The 16,991-nt window shown below is 59.1% G+C and carries 16 protein-coding genes and 1 other annotated feature; of the genes, 7 read left to right on the plus strand and 9 right to left on the minus strand.

From position 1 onward, the window contains the following. Positions 1 to 5 precede the first annotated feature (5 nt). The 3 genes from wbdA to wbdC are packed head-to-tail and all read left to right on the plus strand — an operon-like array spanning position 6 to position 4,845. Positions 6 to 2,528 (plus strand): polymannosyl GlcNAc-diphospho-ditrans,octacis-undecaprenol 2,3-alpha-mannosylpolymerase WbdA, encoded by a 2,523-nt coding sequence (gene wbdA, locus SP68_RS08300; RefSeq protein ID WP_040968717.1) that lies wholly within the window; start codon positions 6 to 8, stop codon positions 2,526 to 2,528. 46 nt (positions 2,529 to 2,574) lie between these two features. Further along, entirely contained in the window at positions 2,575 to 3,720 is a 1,146-nt protein-coding gene (locus SP68_RS08305) for a glycosyltransferase family 4 protein (RefSeq protein ID WP_008804110.1), read from the plus strand. Between the two features lie 9 nt (positions 3,721 to 3,729). Next, positions 3,730 to 4,845 carry an N-acetyl-alpha-D-glucosaminyl-diphospho-ditrans,octacis-undecaprenol 3-alpha-mannosyltransferase WbdC gene (gene wbdC / locus SP68_RS08310; protein WP_004184789.1) on the plus strand — a complete coding sequence of 372 codons (1,116 nt, stop codon included), beginning with the start codon at positions 3,730 to 3,732 and terminating at the stop codon, positions 4,843 to 4,845. A 38-nt stretch (positions 4,846 to 4,883) separates the two neighbouring features. On the opposite strand, the gene hisIE is transcribed toward wbdC, so the two are convergent. From hisIE to hisL, 9 genes are all read right to left on the minus strand, one after another. Then, on the minus strand, positions 4,884 to 5,480 hold the full coding sequence (gene hisIE, locus SP68_RS08315) for a bifunctional phosphoribosyl-AMP cyclohydrolase/phosphoribosyl-ATP diphosphatase HisIE (RefSeq protein ID WP_008804111.1): 597 nt from the start codon (positions 5,478 to 5,480) through the stop codon (positions 4,884 to 4,886). Then, positions 5,474 to 6,250, minus strand: coding sequence for an imidazole glycerol phosphate synthase subunit HisF (gene hisF / locus SP68_RS08320; RefSeq protein ID WP_008804112.1), 777 nt, complete (start codon positions 6,248 to 6,250; stop codon positions 5,474 to 5,476). Before hisF ends, hisIE begins: the two co-directional genes overlap by 7 nt. Further along, positions 6,232 to 6,969 carry a 1-(5-phosphoribosyl)-5-[(5-phosphoribosylamino)methylideneamino]imidazole-4-carboxamide isomerase gene (hisA, locus tag SP68_RS08325; protein ID WP_004152515.1) on the minus strand — a complete coding sequence of 246 codons (738 nt, stop codon included), beginning with the start codon at positions 6,967 to 6,969 and terminating at the stop codon, positions 6,232 to 6,234. The genes hisF and hisA overlap by 19 nt, the downstream gene beginning before the upstream one ends. Then, positions 6,969 to 7,559 (minus strand): imidazole glycerol phosphate synthase subunit HisH, encoded by a 591-nt coding sequence (hisH, locus tag SP68_RS08330; protein WP_008804113.1) that lies wholly within the window; start codon positions 7,557 to 7,559, stop codon positions 6,969 to 6,971. The genes hisA and hisH overlap by 1 nt, the downstream gene beginning before the upstream one ends. After that, a complete protein-coding gene (hisB, locus tag SP68_RS08335; RefSeq protein ID WP_008804114.1) occupies positions 7,559 to 8,626 on the minus strand; it encodes a bifunctional histidinol-phosphatase/imidazoleglycerol-phosphate dehydratase HisB in 1,068 nt (355 codons plus the stop codon). The genes hisH and hisB overlap by 1 nt, the downstream gene beginning before the upstream one ends. Then, positions 8,623 to 9,684, minus strand: coding sequence for a histidinol-phosphate transaminase (hisC, locus tag SP68_RS08340; RefSeq protein ID WP_040968716.1), 1,062 nt, complete (start codon positions 9,682 to 9,684; stop codon positions 8,623 to 8,625). Before hisC ends, hisB begins: the two co-directional genes overlap by 4 nt. After that, positions 9,681 to 10,985, minus strand: a complete 1,305-nt coding sequence (gene hisD, locus SP68_RS08345; RefSeq protein WP_008804115.1) for a histidinol dehydrogenase — start codon at positions 10,983 to 10,985, stop codon at positions 9,681 to 9,683. The genes hisC and hisD overlap by 4 nt, the downstream gene beginning before the upstream one ends. A gap of 39 nt (positions 10,986 to 11,024) precedes the next feature. Continuing rightward, positions 11,025 to 11,924: an ATP phosphoribosyltransferase gene (gene hisG / locus SP68_RS08350; RefSeq protein ID WP_002912152.1), complete on the minus strand. Its 900-nt coding sequence runs from the start codon at positions 11,922 to 11,924 to the stop codon at positions 11,025 to 11,027. A gap of 47 nt (positions 11,925 to 11,971) precedes the next feature. Beyond that, positions 11,972 to 12,094: a sequence feature (His leader region), on the minus strand. Beyond that, entirely contained in the window at positions 12,070 to 12,120 is a 51-nt protein-coding gene (gene hisL / locus SP68_RS27770) for a his operon leader peptide (RefSeq protein ID WP_004899375.1), read from the minus strand. Its footprint overlaps the feature before it by 25 nt. Positions 12,121 to 12,296: 176 nt before the next feature. Here hisL and SP68_RS08355 point away from each other — a divergent pair, with 176 nt between their 5' ends. From SP68_RS08355 to plaP, 4 genes are all read left to right on the plus strand, one after another. Then, positions 12,297 to 13,121 carry an SDR family oxidoreductase gene (locus SP68_RS08355; RefSeq protein WP_008804116.1) on the plus strand — a complete coding sequence of 275 codons (825 nt, stop codon included), beginning with the start codon at positions 12,297 to 12,299 and terminating at the stop codon, positions 13,119 to 13,121. Positions 13,122 to 13,159: 38 nt separating this feature from the next. Beyond that, a complete protein-coding gene (locus tag SP68_RS08360) occupies positions 13,160 to 14,050 on the plus strand; it encodes a LysR family transcriptional regulator (RefSeq protein ID WP_032733324.1) in 891 nt (296 codons plus the stop codon). Positions 14,051 to 14,287: 237 nt separating this feature from the next. Beyond that, positions 14,288 to 14,350: a membrane protein YoeI gene (yoeI, locus tag SP68_RS29065; protein WP_096335043.1), complete on the plus strand. Its 63-nt coding sequence runs from the start codon at positions 14,288 to 14,290 to the stop codon at positions 14,348 to 14,350. Then, positions 14,340 to 15,698, plus strand: a complete 1,359-nt coding sequence (gene plaP, locus SP68_RS08365; RefSeq protein ID WP_004148994.1) for a putrescine/proton symporter PlaP — start codon at positions 14,340 to 14,342, stop codon at positions 15,696 to 15,698. The genes yoeI and plaP overlap by 11 nt, the downstream gene beginning before the upstream one ends. Positions 15,699 to 16,991 lie beyond the last annotated feature (1,293 nt).

Below are 16,991 nucleotides of genomic sequence, written 5' to 3' on the forward strand. Positions count from 1 at the left end.
TTAACTTGCATATTTTGATTGATGTCCAGGGTTACCAGTCGGAAAGTAAATTCCGCGGTATTGGTCGCAGTACCCTGGCCATGAGCCGCGCCATTATTGAAAATGCCGGTGAGCATCGCGTCAGTATTTTGATCAATGGTATGTACCCCATTGATAATATCAATGATGTCAAAATGGCCTATCGGGACCTGCTGACGGATGAAGATATGTTCATCTTCTCAGCCGTTGCGCCAACGGCCTATTGCAACATCGAAAACCACGGTCGTAGCAAGGCAGCCCAGGCGGCCCGCGATATCGCTATCGCCAATATCGCGCCTGATATCGTCTATGTTATTAGCTTCTTCGAAGGCCATGGGGATAGTTATACCGTGTCTATTCCGGCGGATAATGTGCCCTGGAAGACGGTGTGTGTATGCCACGATCTGATCCCGTTGTTAAATAAAGAGCGTTACCTCGGCGATCCGAATTTCCGTGAGTTTTATATGAACAAGCTGGCGGAATTTGAGCGGGCAGATGCGATCTTCGCTATTTCGCAGTCGGCAGCTCAGGAAGTGATCGAATATACCTACATCGCCAGCGATCGGGTACTGAACATCTCCTCGGCGGTGGGCGAAGAGTTTGCGGTGATCGATTATTCCGCTGAGCGTATTCAGTCTTTAAAAGAGAAATACAGCCTGCCGGATGAGTTTATCCTAACGCTGGCGATGATCGAGCCGCGGAAAAACATTGAAGCGCTTATTCATGCTTACAGCATGCTGCCTGCCGAGCTGCAGCAGCGCTATCCGATGGTGCTGGCGTATAAGGTGCATCCTGAAGATCTGGAGCGTATTCTGCGTCTGGCGGAAAGCTATGGCCTGTCACGCAGCCAGCTTATCTTTACCGGCTTCCTGACCGACGACGATCTGATTGCCTTGTACAACCTTTGCAAACTGTTTGTGTTCCCGTCGCTGCATGAGGGATTCGGCCTGCCGCCGCTGGAAGCGATGCGCTGTGGGGCAGCGACCCTGGGTTCAAACATTACCAGCCTGCCGGAAGTCATTGGCTGGGAAGATGCCATGTTCAATCCGCATGATGTGCAGGACATTCGCCGGGTCATGGAAAAGGCGCTGACCGATGAGGCGTTTTATCGTGAGCTGAAAGCGCATGCTCTCGCGCAGTCGGCCAAATTCTCGTGGGCCAATACCGCCCATCTGGCGATCGAGGGTTTCACTCGTCTGCTGCAGTCGTCCCAAGAGGCGAATGCCGGGCAGGCGGAAAGCGTGACCGCCTCCCGTATCCAGACGATGCAGAAAATCGATGCGCTGAGCGAAGTCGACCGTCTTGGTCTGGCATGGGCGGTTGCGCGCAATAGCTTTAAGCGCCATTCCCGCAAGCTGCTGGTGGACATTTCGGTTCTGGCGAAACATGACGCGAAGACCGGGATCCAGCGCGTCTCGCGCAGTATCCTCAGCGAATTACTGAAATCTGGCGTGCCGGGTTACGAGGTTTCCGCTGTCTACTACACCCCTGGCGAGTGTTATCGCTACGCCAACCAATATCTGTCCAGTCATTTCCCGGGCGAATTTGGCGCTGACGAACCGGTGCTGTTCAGCAAAGACGATGTGCTTATCGCCACCGATCTGACCGCGCATCTCTTCCCGGAGGTGGTGACGCAAATTGACAGCATGCGCGCCGCCGGGGCGTTCGCCTGCTTCGTGGTGCATGATATTCTGCCATTACGCCGCCCGGAGTGGAGTATCGAAGGCATTCAGCGTGAATTCCCGATCTGGCTGTCCTGCCTCGCAGAGCACGCCGATCGGCTGATCTGCGTCTCTGCCAGCGTCGCCGAGGATGTGAAAGCGTGGATTGCGGAAAATCGCCATTGGGTGAAACCGAACCCGCTGCTGACCGTCAGCAACTTCCATCTGGGAGCCGACCTCGATGCCAGCGTACCGTCCACTGGCATGCCGGATAATGCACAGGCGCTGTTAGCAACGATGGCTGCAGCCCCGTCATTTATCATGGTGGGTACCATGGAGCCGCGCAAAGGCCATGCCCAGACGCTGGCCGCCTTCGAGGAACTGTGGCGCGAGGGCAAAGACTACAACTTGTTTATCGTCGGCAAACAGGGCTGGAACGTTGACAGCTTGTGCGAAAAATTACGCCATCATCCGCAGCTGAACAAAAAGCTGTTCTGGCTGCAGAATATCAGCGACGAGTTTTTGGCCGAGCTATACGCTCGTTCACGCGCGCTGATCTTTGCCTCGCAGGGAGAAGGCTTTGGCCTGCCATTGATTGAAGCGGCGCAGAAAAAGCTGCCAGTGATTATTCGCGACATTCCGGTGTTTAAAGAGATTGCTCAGGAACATGCCTGGTATTTCTCCGGTGAAGCGCCGTCCGATATCGCGAAGGCGGTAGAAGAATGGTTAGCCCTGTACGAGCAAAACGCGCATCCTCGTTCCGAAAATATCAACTGGTTAACCTGGAAACAGAGCGCGGAATTTCTCCTGAAAAACCTGCCGATTATCGCGCCAGCCGCGAAGCAATAATCGCTATCAACAGGGCTACTCCGGTGGCCCTTGTGATGAGTTCGTTATGAAAATTATTTTTGCTACTGAGCCAATTAAATACCCATTAACGGGCATCGGTCGGTATTCCCTGGAGCTGGTTAAGCGGCTGGCGGTTGCCCGTGAAATCGAAGAGCTGAAGCTGTTTCACGGCGCGTCGTTTATCGATCAGATCCCCCAGGTGGAGAATAAAAGCGATACCAAAGCCAGCAATCATGGTCGTCTGTCGGCGTTTCTGCGTCGCCAGCCGCTGCTGATTGAGGCGTATCGCCTGCTGCATCCGCGGCGCCAGGCGTGGGCATTGCGCGATTACAAAGACTACATTTACCATGGTCCCAATTTCTATCTGCCGCATCGCCTGGAACGCGCCGTGACCACGTTTCATGACATCTCCATTTTTACCTGCCCGGAATATCATCCAAAAGATCGGGTTCGCTATATGGAGAAGTCCCTGCACGAGAGCCTGGATTCGGCGAAGCTGATCCTGACCGTCTCCGACTTCTCGCGCAGTGAAATCATCCGCCTGTTCAACTATCCGGCGGATCGGATCGTCACCACCAAGCTGGCCTGCAGCAGCGACTATATTCCGCGCAGCCCGGCGGAGTGCCTGCCGGTCCTGCAGAAATATCAGCTGGCGTGGCAGGGGTATGCGTTATATATCGGCACCATGGAGCCGCGTAAAAATATCCGCGGTCTGCTGCAGGCCTATCAGCTGCTGCCGATGGAGACCCGCATGCGCTACCCGCTGATCCTCAGCGGTTATCGCGGATGGGAAGACGATGTGCTGTGGCAGTTAGTCGAGCGCGGTACGCGTGAAGGGTGGATCCGTTACCTGGGCTATGTCCCGGATGAAGACCTGCCTTATCTGTACGCGGCGGCCAGAACCTTTGTTTATCCCTCCTTCTATGAGGGATTCGGTTTACCTATTCTTGAAGCGATGTCTTGCGGTGTGCCGGTAGTATGTTCCAATGTCACTTCTTTGCCTGAGGTGGTTGGCGATGCCGGCCTCGTTGCCGATCCTAATGATGTAGACGCGATTAGCGCGCATATTTTGCAGAGCCTGCAGGATGATAGCTGGCGGGAAATCGCCACCGCGCGCGGTCTTGCCCAGGCGAAACAGTTTTCGTGGGAGAACTGTACGACCCAGACCATTAACGCCTATAAATTACTCTAAGGGTGTCAGTTGAGAGTTCTACACGTCTATAAGACCTACTATCCCGATACCTACGGCGGTATTGAGCAGGTCATTTATCAGCTAAGTCAGGGCTGCGCCCGCCGGGGAATCGCAGCCGATGTTTTTACTTTTAGCCCGGACAAAGAGACAGGTCCTGTCGCCTACGAAGACCATCGGGTCATTTATAATAAGCAGCTTTTTGAAATTGCCTCCACGCCGTTTTCGTTGAAAGCGTTAAAGCGTTTTAAGCAGATTAAAGATGATTACGACATCATCAACTACCATTTTCCGTTTCCATTCATGGATATGTTGCATCTTTCGGCGCGGCCTGACGCCAGAACGGTGGTGACCTATCACTCGGATATTGTGAAACAAAAACGGTTAATGAAGTTGTACCAGCCGCTGCAGGAGCGATTCCTCGCCAGCGTAGACTGCATCGTCGCCTCGTCGCCCAACTACGTGGCCTCCAGCCAGACCCTGAAAAAATATCAGGATAAAACCGTGGTGATCCCGTTTGGTCTGGAGCAGCATGACGTGCAGCACGATCCGCAGCGGGTGGCGCACTGGCGGGAAACCGTCGGCGATAACTTCTTCCTCTTCGTTGGCGCTTTCCGCTACTACAAAGGGCTGCACATTCTGCTGGATGCCGCCGAGCGTAGCCGGCTGCCGGTGGTGATCGTCGGGGGCGGGCCGCTGGAGGCGGAAGTGCGGCGTGAGGCGCAGCAACGCGGGCTGAGCAATGTGGTGTTTACCGGCATGCTCAACGACGAAGATAAATACATTCTCTTCCAGCTCTGCCGGGGCGTGGTCTTCCCCTCGCATCTGCGCTCCGAGGCGTTTGGCATTACGTTACTGGAAGGCGCGCGCTTCGCCAGGCCGCTGATCTCCTGCGAGATCGGCACCGGGACCTCGTTCATTAACCAGGACAAAGTGAATGGCTGTGTGATCCCGCCGAATGACAGTCAGGCGCTGGTGGAGGCGATGAATGAGCTCTGGCATAACGATGAAACCGCCAGCCGCTATGGCGAAAACTCGCGTCGTCGTTTTGAAGAGATGTTTACTGCCGACCATATGATTGACGCTTACGTCAATCTCTACACTACGCTGCTGGAAAGCAAATCCTGAGGCCTGCTACCCCCGCCGTTGCGGCGGGGGTTAACGCGTTAGTGACGACTCTTCAGATTATCAATCACTTCCCCGAGATCCAGCCCCTGGTCCTGCAGCAGCACCAGCAGGTGGTACATCAGGTCCGACGCCTCATTCTTCAGCTCGAAGCGGTCGTTCACCGTGGCGGCCAGCGCGGTCTCGACGCCTTCTTCCCCCACTTTCTGCGCAATACGCTTGGTGCCGCTGGCGTACAGCTTCGCCGTGTAGGAGCTCTCCGGGTCGGCGTGCTTACGCTCGGCCAGCAGCTGCTCCAGCTGATAGAGGAACAGCCACTGGTGGCCGGTTTCGCCGAAGCAGCTGGTGGTGCCTTTATGGCAGGTCGGCCCGATCGGGTTCACCAGCACCAGCAGCGTATCGTTATCACAGTCCGGCGTGATGCTCACTACGTTGAGGACATTGCCCGAGGTTTCACCCTTGGTCCACAGCCGCTGTTTGGTGCGTGAGTAAAAGGTGACCTTGCCGGTGGCTTCGGTTTTCTCCAGCGCCTCCTTGTTCATGTAGCCCAGCATCAGCACTTCGCCGGATACGGCGTGCTGCACGATGGCCGGCATCATGCCGTCCGTTTTTTCCCAGTCCAGCTGTTCAGTCAACATACCCTTATCTCCACGCCCTGTGCCGCCAGGTACGCTTTCAGTTCGCCAATATTAATAATCTGTTTGTGGAATACCGAGGCCGCCAGCGCGCCGTCAACGTTGGCGTCGCGGAAGGCTTCGAGGAAGTGTTCCATGGTGCCCGCGCCGCCGGAGGCGATCAGCGGGACATGGCACACCGCGCGAACCTTCGCCAGCTGCTGCAGGTCGTAACCGTTGCGCACCCCGTCCTGGTTCATCATATTGAGGACGATCTCGCCCGCGCCGCGCTTCTGCACTTCCTCCACCCAGTCGAGGGTTTCCCACTGTGTCACCCGGGTGCGGGTCTCGTCGCCGGTATACTGGTTGACGTGATATTTGCCGGTCTCTGCATCAAACCAGGTATCAATCCCCACCACAATGCACTGCACGCCAAAGCGGTCGGCAAGGCGGGTGATCAGCGTCGGGTCGGCGAGAGCAGGGGAGTTAATCGAAATCTTATCGGCGCCGAAGGAGAGGATCTGCGCCGCGTCTTCCAGCGACTTGATCCCACCCGCCACGCAGAAAGGAATGTCGATCACTTCCGCCACGCGCGACACCCAGCTCTTGTCGACCACCCGACCGTCGCTGGAGGCGGTGATATCATAGAACACCAGTTCGTCGGCCCCTTCGTCGGCATAGCGCTTGGCCAGCGGGACGATGTCGCCAATGATCTCGTGATTACGGAACTGCACGCCTTTCACTACCTGGCCGTCGCGGACGTCGAGGCAGGGGATTATCCGTTTTGCCAGCATTGAATGGCCTCCGTTACGTTGAATTTACCTTCCAGCAGCGCGCGACCGACAATCACGCCGCGCACCCCGGTGCCGCGCAGCGCGGCAATATCTTTGAGATCGCCGATGCCGCCGGATGACTGAAACGCCACCTGCGGGTAGCGGGCGCAGACTTCCTCGTACAGCGAGACGTTAGAGCCTGCCAGGGTGCCGTCGCGGGAGATATCGGTGCACAGCACATGCTGCAGGCCGACCGGCAGATAACTCTCCACCAGCTCCTCCAGCGTCACGCCGGAGTTTTCCTGCCAGCCGCTGACTGCCACCTGCTTGTTGCCGTCGGCGTCAATGCGCACGTCGAGCGCCAGCACCAGCCGCTCAGGGCCAAAGCGTTTAAACCAGCCTTTCACTTCCTCCGGGGATTTCACCGCGGTGGAGCCGACCACCACGCGGGCGACGCCGGCCTCAAGCAGGGCCGCGACATCCGCTTCGGTCCGCACGCCGCCGCCAACCTGTACCGGGACGTCAACGCCGGCGACCAGCGATTTCAGCAAGGGGATCTGGCGTTTCGCCGGATCCTTCGCCCCGGTCAGGTCGACCAGGTGCAGGACTTCCGCCCCCTGAGCGGCATAGGACTGCAGGCGCGGCAGCGGATCGCTGCCATAGTCGCGCTGCTGGCCGTAATCGCCCTGGTGGAGACGAACGACGGTGCCGTCGATTAAATCTAAAGCAGGAATAATCATCACATCTCCAGGAAGTTTTTCAGCAGCTGCGCCCCGGCGCTCCCGGAGCGCTCCGGGTGGAACTGCACGCCAAAGAAGTTATCTTTCTGCACCGCGGCGGTGAACGCCTCGCCGTAATTGCACTGGGCGATGGTATACGGGTTGACCGGCATGGCGTAGCTGTGCACGAAGTAGAAATACGCGCCTTCTTCAATGCCGCGGAACAGACGATCGCCTGCTTTGGCATACACCCGGTTCCAGCCCATGTGCGGCAACGGCAGACCGTGGTCGGTCATCTTCGGCACCTCTTCTTCGATAATGCCCAGCAGATCGACGCCGTTGTTCTCCTCGCTGCGCTTGCCGAGCAGCTGCATGCCCAGGCAAATCCCCAGCACCGGCTGGGTACAGGCTTTGATCAGGTCGATCAGATCGCGGTCGCGCAGCTGGTCCATCGCCGCCTGGGCGGTGCCGACGCCGGGAAGAAACAGTTTATCGGCACGCAATACCACCTCCGGATCGCGGCTGACCACCGGCTCATAGCCGTGGCGGCCAATCGCCGATTTCACCGAATTGAGGTTGGCGCACCCGGTATCAAGGATCACCACATTCATCACAGCACCCCTTTGGAAGACGGCAGGGCATCGCCCTGGACGCGGATCGCCTGGCGCAGCGTACGGCCAAAGGCTTTGAACAGGCTCTCCACGCGGTGGTGATCGTTCTTGCCCTTGGTTTTCAGGTGCAGGGTCACCGCCATGGTGTAAGAGAGCGAGCGGAAGAAGTGTTCCACCATCTCGGTGCTCAGATCGCCGACGCGCTGATAGGTGAAGTCCGCCTTATACTCCAGGTGCGGACGGCCGGAGATATCCAGCGCGCAGCGGGCGAGACACTCGTCCATCGGCAGCACGAAGCCGAAGCGGTTGATGCCGCGCTTGTCGCCAAGCGCCAGCTTCAGGGCTTCGCCGAGGGCCAGGCCGGTATCTTCCACGGTGTGATGATCGTCGATGTACAGATCGCCGCCGACGTTGATCTCCATGCGGAAGCCGCCATGGGTGGCGATTTGGTCGAGCATATGGTCAAAAAAGCCGACGCCGGTGTGGATCTTGCTGCCGCCTTCGCGGTCCAGCCACACCTTCACGTCCACCTGGGTCTCTTTGGTGATGCGCTCGACGTGGGCATAGCGGTCGCGGCGGGTCAGCTGCTCGCTGATGGTCGGCCAGTCCAGGGTCTCACGGTCATAGCGCAGGCCGGTAATCCCCATGTTATCCGCCAGCTCAAGGTCGGTGGCCCGGTCGCCAATCACATAGCTGTGGCTTTTATCCAGTACGCCGTCTTCCAGCCACGGCAGCACCAGCTGCGTTTTCGGTTTGCGGCAGGCGCAGTTGTCGCCCGGGAAGTGCGGACAAATCAGCACCTCTTCGAAATTGACGCCCTGCGAGGCGAAGATCTGCATCATCAGGTTGTGCGGGCCATCAAATGCTTCCTGCGGCAGACTGTCGGTTCCCAGGCCATCCTGGTTGGTGATCATCACCAGCTTATAGCCTTCCTGCTGCAGCTTCAGCAGCGCCGGGATCACCTGCGGCTCAAACGCCAGCTTGTCGAAACGGTCCACCTGGAAATCCACCGGCGGTTCGGAAATCAGGGTGCCGTCACGGTCAATAAAGAGATACTTCTGGGTCATACATTCTCCGCAGTCAAGGCGTCAATCACGCGCTGGCTCTCAGCACGGGTACCGATAGTGATACGCAAACAGCCGCTTAATGAAGGTTGTTTATTCTGGTCACGTAAGATAATGCCCTGATCCCACAAAGATTTAAACACTGCGCTGGAGGCGGTTATCCGCGCCAGAACGTAGTTCGCCTCGGAATCGAAGACCTGCTCCACGCAGGCGATGCCGCGCAGCTGTTCCACCAGGTAGCGGCGCTCGTCGAGGATCTGCGCCACGCGCTGGCACATCGCCGCGATGCCTTCCGCGCTCAGCGCCTGGGCGGCGATATCGGCCACCGGCGTGGAGAGCGGATACGGAGCGATCACTTTCAGCAGCACGTTAATCACCTCGGCGTTGGCGAGGGTGAAGCCGCAGCGCAGGCCGGCAAGGGCGAAGGCTTTGGACAGCGTGCGCAGCACCACCAGGTGCGGATAGTCGCTGAGCCAGCCGGCGAGCGTCGCCTGCGGGCAGAATTCAATATAGGCTTCGTCGGCGACCACGATGGCTTTATCGCGAGTCATCTCCAGCAGGTCGCGTATCGACTGCGGATCGATGATCTGACCGGTCGGGTTGTTCGGGCTGCAGACAAAGACCACCTTCACGCCGTCCAGCTGCGCCTCGATACCCGGCAGGTCGAGCTGCCAGTCGGCGAGGGTCGGCACGGTGCGGCATTCGACGCCGATGGTCTCGGCGCTGACGCTGTACATGCCGTAGGTGGGCGGGCAGTAGAGTAGCGCGTCTTTGCCGGGCTCACAGAAAGCGCGGATCAGCAGCTCAATCCCTTCGTCGGCGCCGCGGCTGACCAGCACCTGCTCCGGTTTGACGTCGGCGTAGCGGGCGTAGCTCTCGATGACTGCCTTCGGCTGCGGCTCCGGATAGCGGTTCATCGTTTGCGCGGTAAGCTGGAAAGCCACGGCGGTCGGGAATTCGTTGGCGTTCAGCCAGACGTCGCCTTTGCCGCCCAGACGGCGAGCGGATTGATACGGGGTCAGCGCACGGACGTTGGCGCGGGCTAAATCTTCAATGCTCATGCTTGCTCCTTCAGGGCGGCAACGCGCAGCGTTACGGCGTTTTTGTGGGCGTCAAGGCGCTCGGCGGCGGCCAGGATCTCAATCGTTGAGGCGAGGGCGGCAAAGCCGTCGCGCGACAGCTCCTGCACGGTCATCCGCTTCTGGAAGTCGGCCAGGCCGAGGCTCGAACAGGTGGCGGTATACCCATAGGTCGGCAGGACGTGGTTGGTGCCCGAGGCGTAATCGCCCGCGGATTCCGGTGACCAGTCGCCGAGGAAAACCGAACCGGCGCTGGTGATGCTGTCCACCAGCTCGCGGGCCTGACGGGTCTGAATGATCAGGTGTTCCGGACCATACTGGTTGGAGATAGCCACGCACTGCGCCAGGTCGCGGGCCACGATGATCCGGCTGGCGGAGAGGGCCACGCGGGCGGTTTCCGCGCGCGGCAGGGCGGCCAGCTGGCGTTCGACGGCCTCAGCGACGCGGCTGCCGAGGTCGGCGTCCGGGGTCAGGAGGATCACCTGCGAGTCCGGGCCGTGTTCCGCCTGCGACAGCAGGTCGGAAGCGACAAAGTCCGGGGTGGCGCCGCTGTCGGCGATCACCAGCACTTCCGACGGGCCGGCCGGCATGTCGATGGCTGCGCCGTCCAGACGCTGGCTGACCTGACGTTTGGCTTCCGTGACGTAAGCGTTACCCGGGCCAAAGATTTTATCCACCTTCGGCACCGACTCGGTCCCGAGGGCGAGGGCGGCGATGGCCTGGGCGCCGCCAACGTTAAAGATGGTTTTCACGCCGCACAGCTGCGCGGCATAGAGGATCTCATCGGCGATCGGCGGCGGCGAGCAGAGCACCACCTGCTGACAGCCGGCGATGCGCGCCGGCGTTGCCAGCATCAGCACCGTGGAGAACAGCGGCGCCGAGCCGCCCGGAATGTACAGCCCGACGGAGGCGATAGGGCGGGTGACCTGCTGGCAGCGCACCCCCGGCAGCGTTTCGACATCCACCGCCTGCAGCTGTTGCGCGTTGTGGAAGGTCTCGATGTTTTTCACCGCCACCGCCATCGCCTGCTTCAGCTCGTCGCTGAGGCGTTCGCCGGCGGCGGCGATCTCCGCCTCGCTCACCTGCAGCGCGGCGACGGTGGTTTTATCAAACTTCGCGCTGTATTCGCGCAGCGCCGCGTCGCCGTTGGCTTTGACGTTATCGAGGATCTCCGCCACCGTTTTACTGATGCTGTCGGAGGCGGAAATCGCCGGGCGCGTTAAGAGTTGTTGCTGTTGGTCTGCGCTACAGCCGTTCCAGTCGATGATTGTGTTGAAGCTCATGATTGTTTTCCCCTGTGTGTCCCGTGACCGGCTGGCCGATTACTCCATCATCTTCTCAATCGGCAGCACCAGAATGGAGCTGGCGCCCAGCGCTTTCAGTTTTTCCATGGTCTCCCAGAACAGGGTTTCGCTGCTGACCATGTGCATCGCCACGCGCTGCTTGTCGCCTGCCAGCGGCAGAATAGTCGGACGCTCGGCGCCCGGCAGCAGGGCAACCACTTCTTCCAGGCGTTCGGTCGGAGCGTGCATCATGATGTATTTCGACTCGCGGGCCTGGATCACGCCCTGAATACGGGTCAGCAGGCGGTCAATCAGCTGCTGTTTGGCGTCGGCCATCTCGCCGTCGCGCTGGATCAGGCAGGCTTTGGAGCGGTAGATCACTTCCACTTCGCGCAGGCCGTTGGCTTCCAGGGTGGCGCCAGTGGAGACGAGGTCGCAGATGGCGTCGGCGAGGCCGGCGCGCGGCGCCACTTCCACGGAGCCGTTCAGCAGACAGGATTTAAAGGAGATACCTTTTTGATCGAGGTAGCGCTTCAGCAGGTGTGGGTAAGAGGTGGCGATGCGTTTGCCGTCCAGCGCCGCCGGGCCGTTCCAGGCTTCATCCACCGGGGTCGCCAGCGACAGGCGGCAGCCGCCGAAGTCGAGACGGCGCAGGGTGAAGTAGCGCGGGTCTTCGCCCTGAGCGCGGCGGCTGAGCAGCTCTTCTTCCAGCACGTTTTCGCCGATAATGCCGAGGTCGACAACACCGTCCATCACCAGGCCCGGGATATCGTCATCACGCACGCGCAGAATGTCGATTGGCATATTTTCCGCCAGCGCAATCAGACGCTGGGTGTGCAAATTGACTTTAATGCCGCAGCGGCTGAGTAATTCGCGTGAATCTTCGCTTAAACGGCCTGATTTCTGAATAGCTATGCGTAAACGGGTGTTGTCTAACATTGTTCTTTTCCTCTGAATACCTGTCTGAATCTGTCCGAATTTGGTCCAAAAAAAAGCCCCCGGAAGTGAATCTTCCGGGGGCTCTCTGCGCGTTCATGCACCACTGGAAGATCCAAATGTCTTCCAGCACACATCGCCTGAAAGACTAGTCAGGATGATGGTGATGATGGTGGTGTTTAAATTGAACGCGGTTCATAAAAATTCTCTGTGAATGACTATGCATTTGATGTCCTTTAACCTAAACCACTTCCGCCGCAGAAAGCAAGGGCTTTTTTCTATCATTAATTCATTTCACATTGAGCGAAGAAATTGTCAGTTGCCGCTGGCTGGCGTAGCCTGTAATTAGCACAGCGAAAGAGTCAGGAGCCTGGGATGAAAAAGGTCGCGATAGTCGGTTTGGGATGGCTGGGAATGCCGCTGGCGCTGTCATTGATGGCGCGAGGTTGGCAGGTCACCGGCAGTAAAACCACGCAGGATGGCGTGGAGGCGGCGCGGATGTGCGGGATTGACAGCTATCCGCTGCGCCTGGAGCCGCAGCTGGTCTGTGATACCGAGGACCTCGACGCGCTGATGAACGTCGATGCGCTGGTGATCACGCTGCCGGCCCGGCGTACCGGGGCGGGAGAAGGGTTTTATCTGCAGGCGGTGCAGGAGATTGTCGATACCGCGCTGGCGCACCATATTCCGCGGATCGTCTTCACCAGTTCCACCTCGGTGTATGGCAACGTCAATGGCACGGTGAAAGAGAACTCCCCGCGTCTGCCGCAAACCGCCAGCGGGCAGGTGCTCAAGGAGCTGGAGGACTGGCTGCACAACCTGCCGGGAACCTCGGTGGATATTCTGCGTCTGGCCGGGCTGGTGGGGCCTTCCCGTCATCCGGGACGTTTTTTTGCCGGCAAGTCGGCGCCGGATGGCCAGCACGTGGTCAATCTGGTGCATTTGCAGGATGTGGTGGCCGCTATCGAACTGCTGTTGCAGGCCCCGAAGGGCGGGCACATCTATAATCTATGTGCGCCCCGCCATCCGGCGCGTGGCCTCTTTTATCCGCAAATGGCCCGTGAACTGGGGCTGCCGCCGCCGGTGTTCAGCGACAGCCCGGACGGCGGTCAGGGCAAGATTGTGGATGGCAATCGTATCTGCAATGAGCTGGGGTTTGAGTACCAGTACCCCGATCCGCTGGTGATGCCGATGGAGTGATCTACCAGCGGTGATTCGCATACCGTAAGGGGGTAGCGATGAAACCACTGCTGGATGTCCTCGTGATCCTCGACGCGCTGGAAAAAGAGGGGAGCTTTGCCGCCGCGTCGGCAAAGCTCTTTAAAACGCCCTCGGCGCTGAGCTACACCATTCACCGGCTGGAAAGCGATCTCAATATTCAGCTGCTCGACCGCAGCGGCCACCGCGCGCGCTTTACCCCCACCGGACAAATGCTGCTGGAGAAAGGGCGGGAGGTGCTGCATATCGCCCGCGAACTGGAGATCCGGGCGGTCAAACTGCAGCAGGGGTGGGAGCACACCCTCCGCCTGACGGTGGACAGCACTTTTCCCGTGGCGCAGCTTTCGCCGCTGATTGCCGCATTTTATCAACAACAGCCGCTGACCCGGCTGCACTTCACGCAGAACCCCTCGCTGCTGGACTGGCGGCCGCTGACTGACGGGCAGGCCGATCTGCTGCTGGGCGCCCTCGGCGAGCCGCCGCCGCTGAGCGGTTATGACTATCTCCCCCTCGGCGAGCTGGAGCTGCTGCTGGTGGTTTCCCCGCAGCATCCGCTGGCGCGACACCGCGCTCCGCTGAGCTGGCGGACCCTGCGCCGTTACCGGGCGGTGGCCACCGGCGAGGGCGGGGCGCTGCTCAGCGATCAGGAGACCCTGACGGTGTGTGACGCCGCGGGGCAGCTGGCGCTGCTGCGCATGGGGCTGGGCTGGGGCTGTCTGCCGCGTTACCAGGTGCAGGGGCTGCTGGAGAGCGGCGAGCTCATCAGCATGGCGGTTCGCGGGCTGTCGCCCCGCCAGCATGCCTGGATCGCCTGGAATGACGCCACCTGCGGTTTGGCCAGCAAATGGTGGCGGGAAACGCTATTAGCAAATAGTGCTATTTTTACAATTTATCATACGGAAATCGTATAGATATTAGCACGTTAAAAAATACGCTTACGCAATGAACTTCATAACATCTTGTCAACGCCGTTGAATTTGTTGCAAAATATGCGGCCTGAAAACCAGAGACTAGCCGACGCTTTTTTTAAAAGTGTCGGTTATTTTTTTGGTCGAAAGACACATCATTCAATACCAAGAGGCCGGGCTTCGTACCGGATAGATATTTACTAAAAACCGACAGTCGTTGTCGCTGAGGAATAGAAAGAAATGGGGCAATTTTTTGCTTACGCGCTGGCGTTCACCGTAAAAGGGGATAACTATGTCGCATAACGCTACTCCAAATACCTCTCGCGTGGAATTACGTAAAACGCTTACGTTAGTTCCGGTTGTAATGATGGGCCTGGCCTATATGCAGCCGATGACGCTGTTCGATACGTTTGGTATCGTCTCTGGTATGACCGACGGTCACGTGCCGACGGCCTACGCCTTTGCGTTAATCGCTATCCTGTTTACTGCCCTGAGCTACGGCAAGCTGGTACGTCGTTACCCGTCCGCCGGCTCGGCGTATACCTATGCGCAGAAATCCATCAGCCCGACCGTCGGCTTTATGGTGGGTTGGTCCTCGCTGCTCGACTACCTGTTCGCGCCGATGATCAACATTCTGCTGGCGAAAATCTATTTTGAAGCGCTGGTGCCTTCGATTCCGTCGTGGGTGTTTGTTATCGCGCTGGTCGCCTTTATGACCGCCTTTAACCTGCGCAGCATTAAATCCGTGGCCAACTTCAACACCGTGATCGTGGTGCTGCAGGTGGTGCTGATTGCCGTTATTCTCGGCATGGTGATTTATGGCGTGTTTGAAGGCGAAGGCGCCGGTACGCTGGCCAGCAGCCGTCCGTTCTGGTCCGGTGACGCGCACGTGATCCCGATGATTACCGGGGCGACGATCCTGTGCTTCTCGTTTACCGGCTTCGACGGCATCAGCAACCTGTCTGAAGAGACCAAAGATGCAGAGCGCGTCATCCCGCGGGCGATCTTCCTGACCGCGCTGATTGGCGGCCTGATCTTCATCTTTGCCACCTACTTCCTGCAGCTGTACTTCCCGGACATCTCGCGCTTTAAAGATCCGGATGCGTCACAGCCGGAAATTATGCTCTACGTAGCAGGTAAAGCCTTCCAGGTTGGCGCGCTGATCTTCTCCACCATCACCGTGCTGGCTTCCGGTATGGCGGCGCACGCTGGCGTGGCGCGTCTGATGTACGTGATGGGCCGCGACGGCGTGTTCCCGAAAAGCTTCTTCGGCTACGTTCACCCGACCTGGCGCACCCCGGCGATGAACATCATCCTGGTCGGCGCTATTGCGCTGCTGGCGATTAACTTCGACCTGGTGATGGCGACGGCGCTGATTAACTTTGGTGCGCTGGTGGCGTTTACCTTCGTTAACCTGTCGGTGATTTCGCAGTTCTGGATCCGTGAGAAACGCAACAAGACGCTGAAAGACCACTTCCAGTATCTGTTCCTGCCGATGTGCGGCGCCCTGACCGTTGGCGCGCTGTGGGTCAACCTGGAAGAGAGCTCGATGATTCTGGGCCTGATCTGGGCCGGTATCGGTCTGGTCTATCTGGCCTGCGTGACCAAAAGCTTCCGCAACCCGGTGCCGCAGTATGAAGATGTGGCCTAAGGCATAGCGTGATGTAAATGAGAAAAGCCGGAGGGAAACCTCCGGCTTTTTTTTCGTTTGGCCCGGTGCGATACCTTTTGCCCGGCGGCGCTGCGCTTGCGCGGGCCTACGGTGATGGTTAACCATCTGAAATTTAATGGTTATGTAGGCCGGGTCAGGCGCAGCCGCCACCCGGCAATATGTTGGGCACGGAAACGACGACCGGACGGTTCCCTCTCCCTCCGGGAGAGGGTTAGGGTGAGGGGAAGCACTGCAGTGTGGTTGTTTATGTTATCTGTGGCTTCAGCGCACATTGCGCTCCCGGTTAGTTTTCTGCGTTATGTCTCTCATGGCGCAGGGAGCGCACAGAGGGCGGCCAGCCGCCGCCGCCCCCTGTACCCCCGGGCTCCGGCCGGCAAAATCGCCACTGCGTGGTACCTTCGACTTATCCCTGCAGGCTTCGGGTCGGGCCGAGGCAGCGTCCGTGCAAAACACGGCCCTCAGCCCGCATCCATGCGGGCTGCCCCGGCCTGCCGGGAACGTCTCAGCGATTTTGAGGCCGCCAGCACCGGCAGTTTCAGCGGCCCCTGATCCAGTGGTGATTTGGGGTTGTAGGCCGGGTCAGGCGCAGCCGCCACCCGGCAATATGTTGGGCACGGAAACGACGACCGGACGGTTCCCTCTCCCTCCGGGAGAGGGTTAGGGTGAGGGGAAGCACTGCAGTGTGGTTGTTTATGTTATCTGTGGCTTCAGCGTAGTTTGCGCTCCCGGTTAGTCTTCTGCGTTATGTCTCTTATGGTGCTGGGAGCGCACAGGGGGCGGCCAGTCGCCGCCGCCCCCTGTACCCCCGGGCTCCGGCCAGCAAAATCGCCACTTCGTGGTACCTTCGACTTATCCCTGCAGGCTTCGGGTCGGGCCGAGGCAGCGTCCCTGCAAAACACGGCCCTCAGCCCGCATCCATGCGGGCTGCCCCGGCCTGCCGGGAACGTCTCAGCGATTTTGAGGCCGCCAGCACCGGCAGTTTCAGCGGCCCCTGATCCCGTGGTGATTTGGGGTTGTAGGCCGGGTCAGGCGCAGCCGCCACCCGGCAATATGTTGGGCACGGAAACGACGACCGGACGGTTCCCTCTCCCTCCGGGAGAGGGTTAGGGTGAGGGGAAGCACTGCAGTGTGGTTGTTTATGTTATCTGTGGCTTCAGCGTAGTTTGCGCTCCCGGTTAGTCTTCTGCGTTATGTCTCTTATGGTGCTGGGAGCGCACAGGGGGCGGCCAGTCGCCGCCGCCCCCTGTACCCCCGGGCTCCGGCCAGCAAAAT

Origin of the sequence: Klebsiella variicola, from assembly GCF_000828055.2 — a bacterium.
Lineage (GTDB): Bacteria > Pseudomonadota > Gammaproteobacteria > Enterobacterales > Enterobacteriaceae > Klebsiella > Klebsiella variicola.

What these genes read in the sequence shown, in the direction of transcription:
- hisG (WP_002912152.1), bottom strand. Translation starts at nt 11,924, where the DNA reads ATGTTAGACAACACCCGTTTACGCATAGCTATTCAGAAATCAGGCCGT.
- hisIE (WP_008804111.1), bottom strand. Translation starts at nt 5,480, where the DNA reads ATGTTGACTGAACAGCTGGACTGGGAAAAAACGGACGGCATGATGCCG.
- hisA (WP_004152515.1), bottom strand. Translation starts at nt 6,969, where the DNA reads ATGATTATTCCTGCTTTAGATTTAATCGACGGCACCGTCGTTCGTCTC.
- hisC (WP_040968716.1), bottom strand. Translation starts at nt 9,684, where the DNA reads ATGAGCATTGAAGATTTAGCCCGCGCCAACGTCCGTGCGCTGACCCCG.
- hisB (WP_008804114.1), bottom strand. Translation starts at nt 8,626, where the DNA reads ATGACCCAGAAGTATCTCTTTATTGACCGTGACGGCACCCTGATTTCC.
- hisH (WP_008804113.1), bottom strand. Translation starts at nt 7,559, where the DNA reads ATGAATGTGGTGATCCTTGATACCGGGTGCGCCAACCTCAATTCGGTG.
- SP68_RS08360 (WP_032733324.1), top strand. Translation starts at nt 13,160, where the DNA reads ATGAAACCACTGCTGGATGTCCTCGTGATCCTCGACGCGCTGGAAAAA.
- SP68_RS08305 (WP_008804110.1), top strand. Translation starts at nt 2,575, where the DNA reads ATGAAAATTATTTTTGCTACTGAGCCAATTAAATACCCATTAACGGGC.
- hisD (WP_008804115.1), bottom strand. Translation starts at nt 10,985, where the DNA reads ATGAGCTTCAACACAATCATCGACTGGAACGGCTGTAGCGCAGACCAA.
- hisF (WP_008804112.1), bottom strand. Translation starts at nt 6,250, where the DNA reads ATGCTGGCAAAACGGATAATCCCCTGCCTCGACGTCCGCGACGGCCAG.
- plaP (WP_004148994.1), top strand. Translation starts at nt 14,340, where the DNA reads ATGTCGCATAACGCTACTCCAAATACCTCTCGCGTGGAATTACGTAAA.
- SP68_RS08355 (WP_008804116.1), top strand. Translation starts at nt 12,297, where the DNA reads ATGAAAAAGGTCGCGATAGTCGGTTTGGGATGGCTGGGAATGCCGCTG.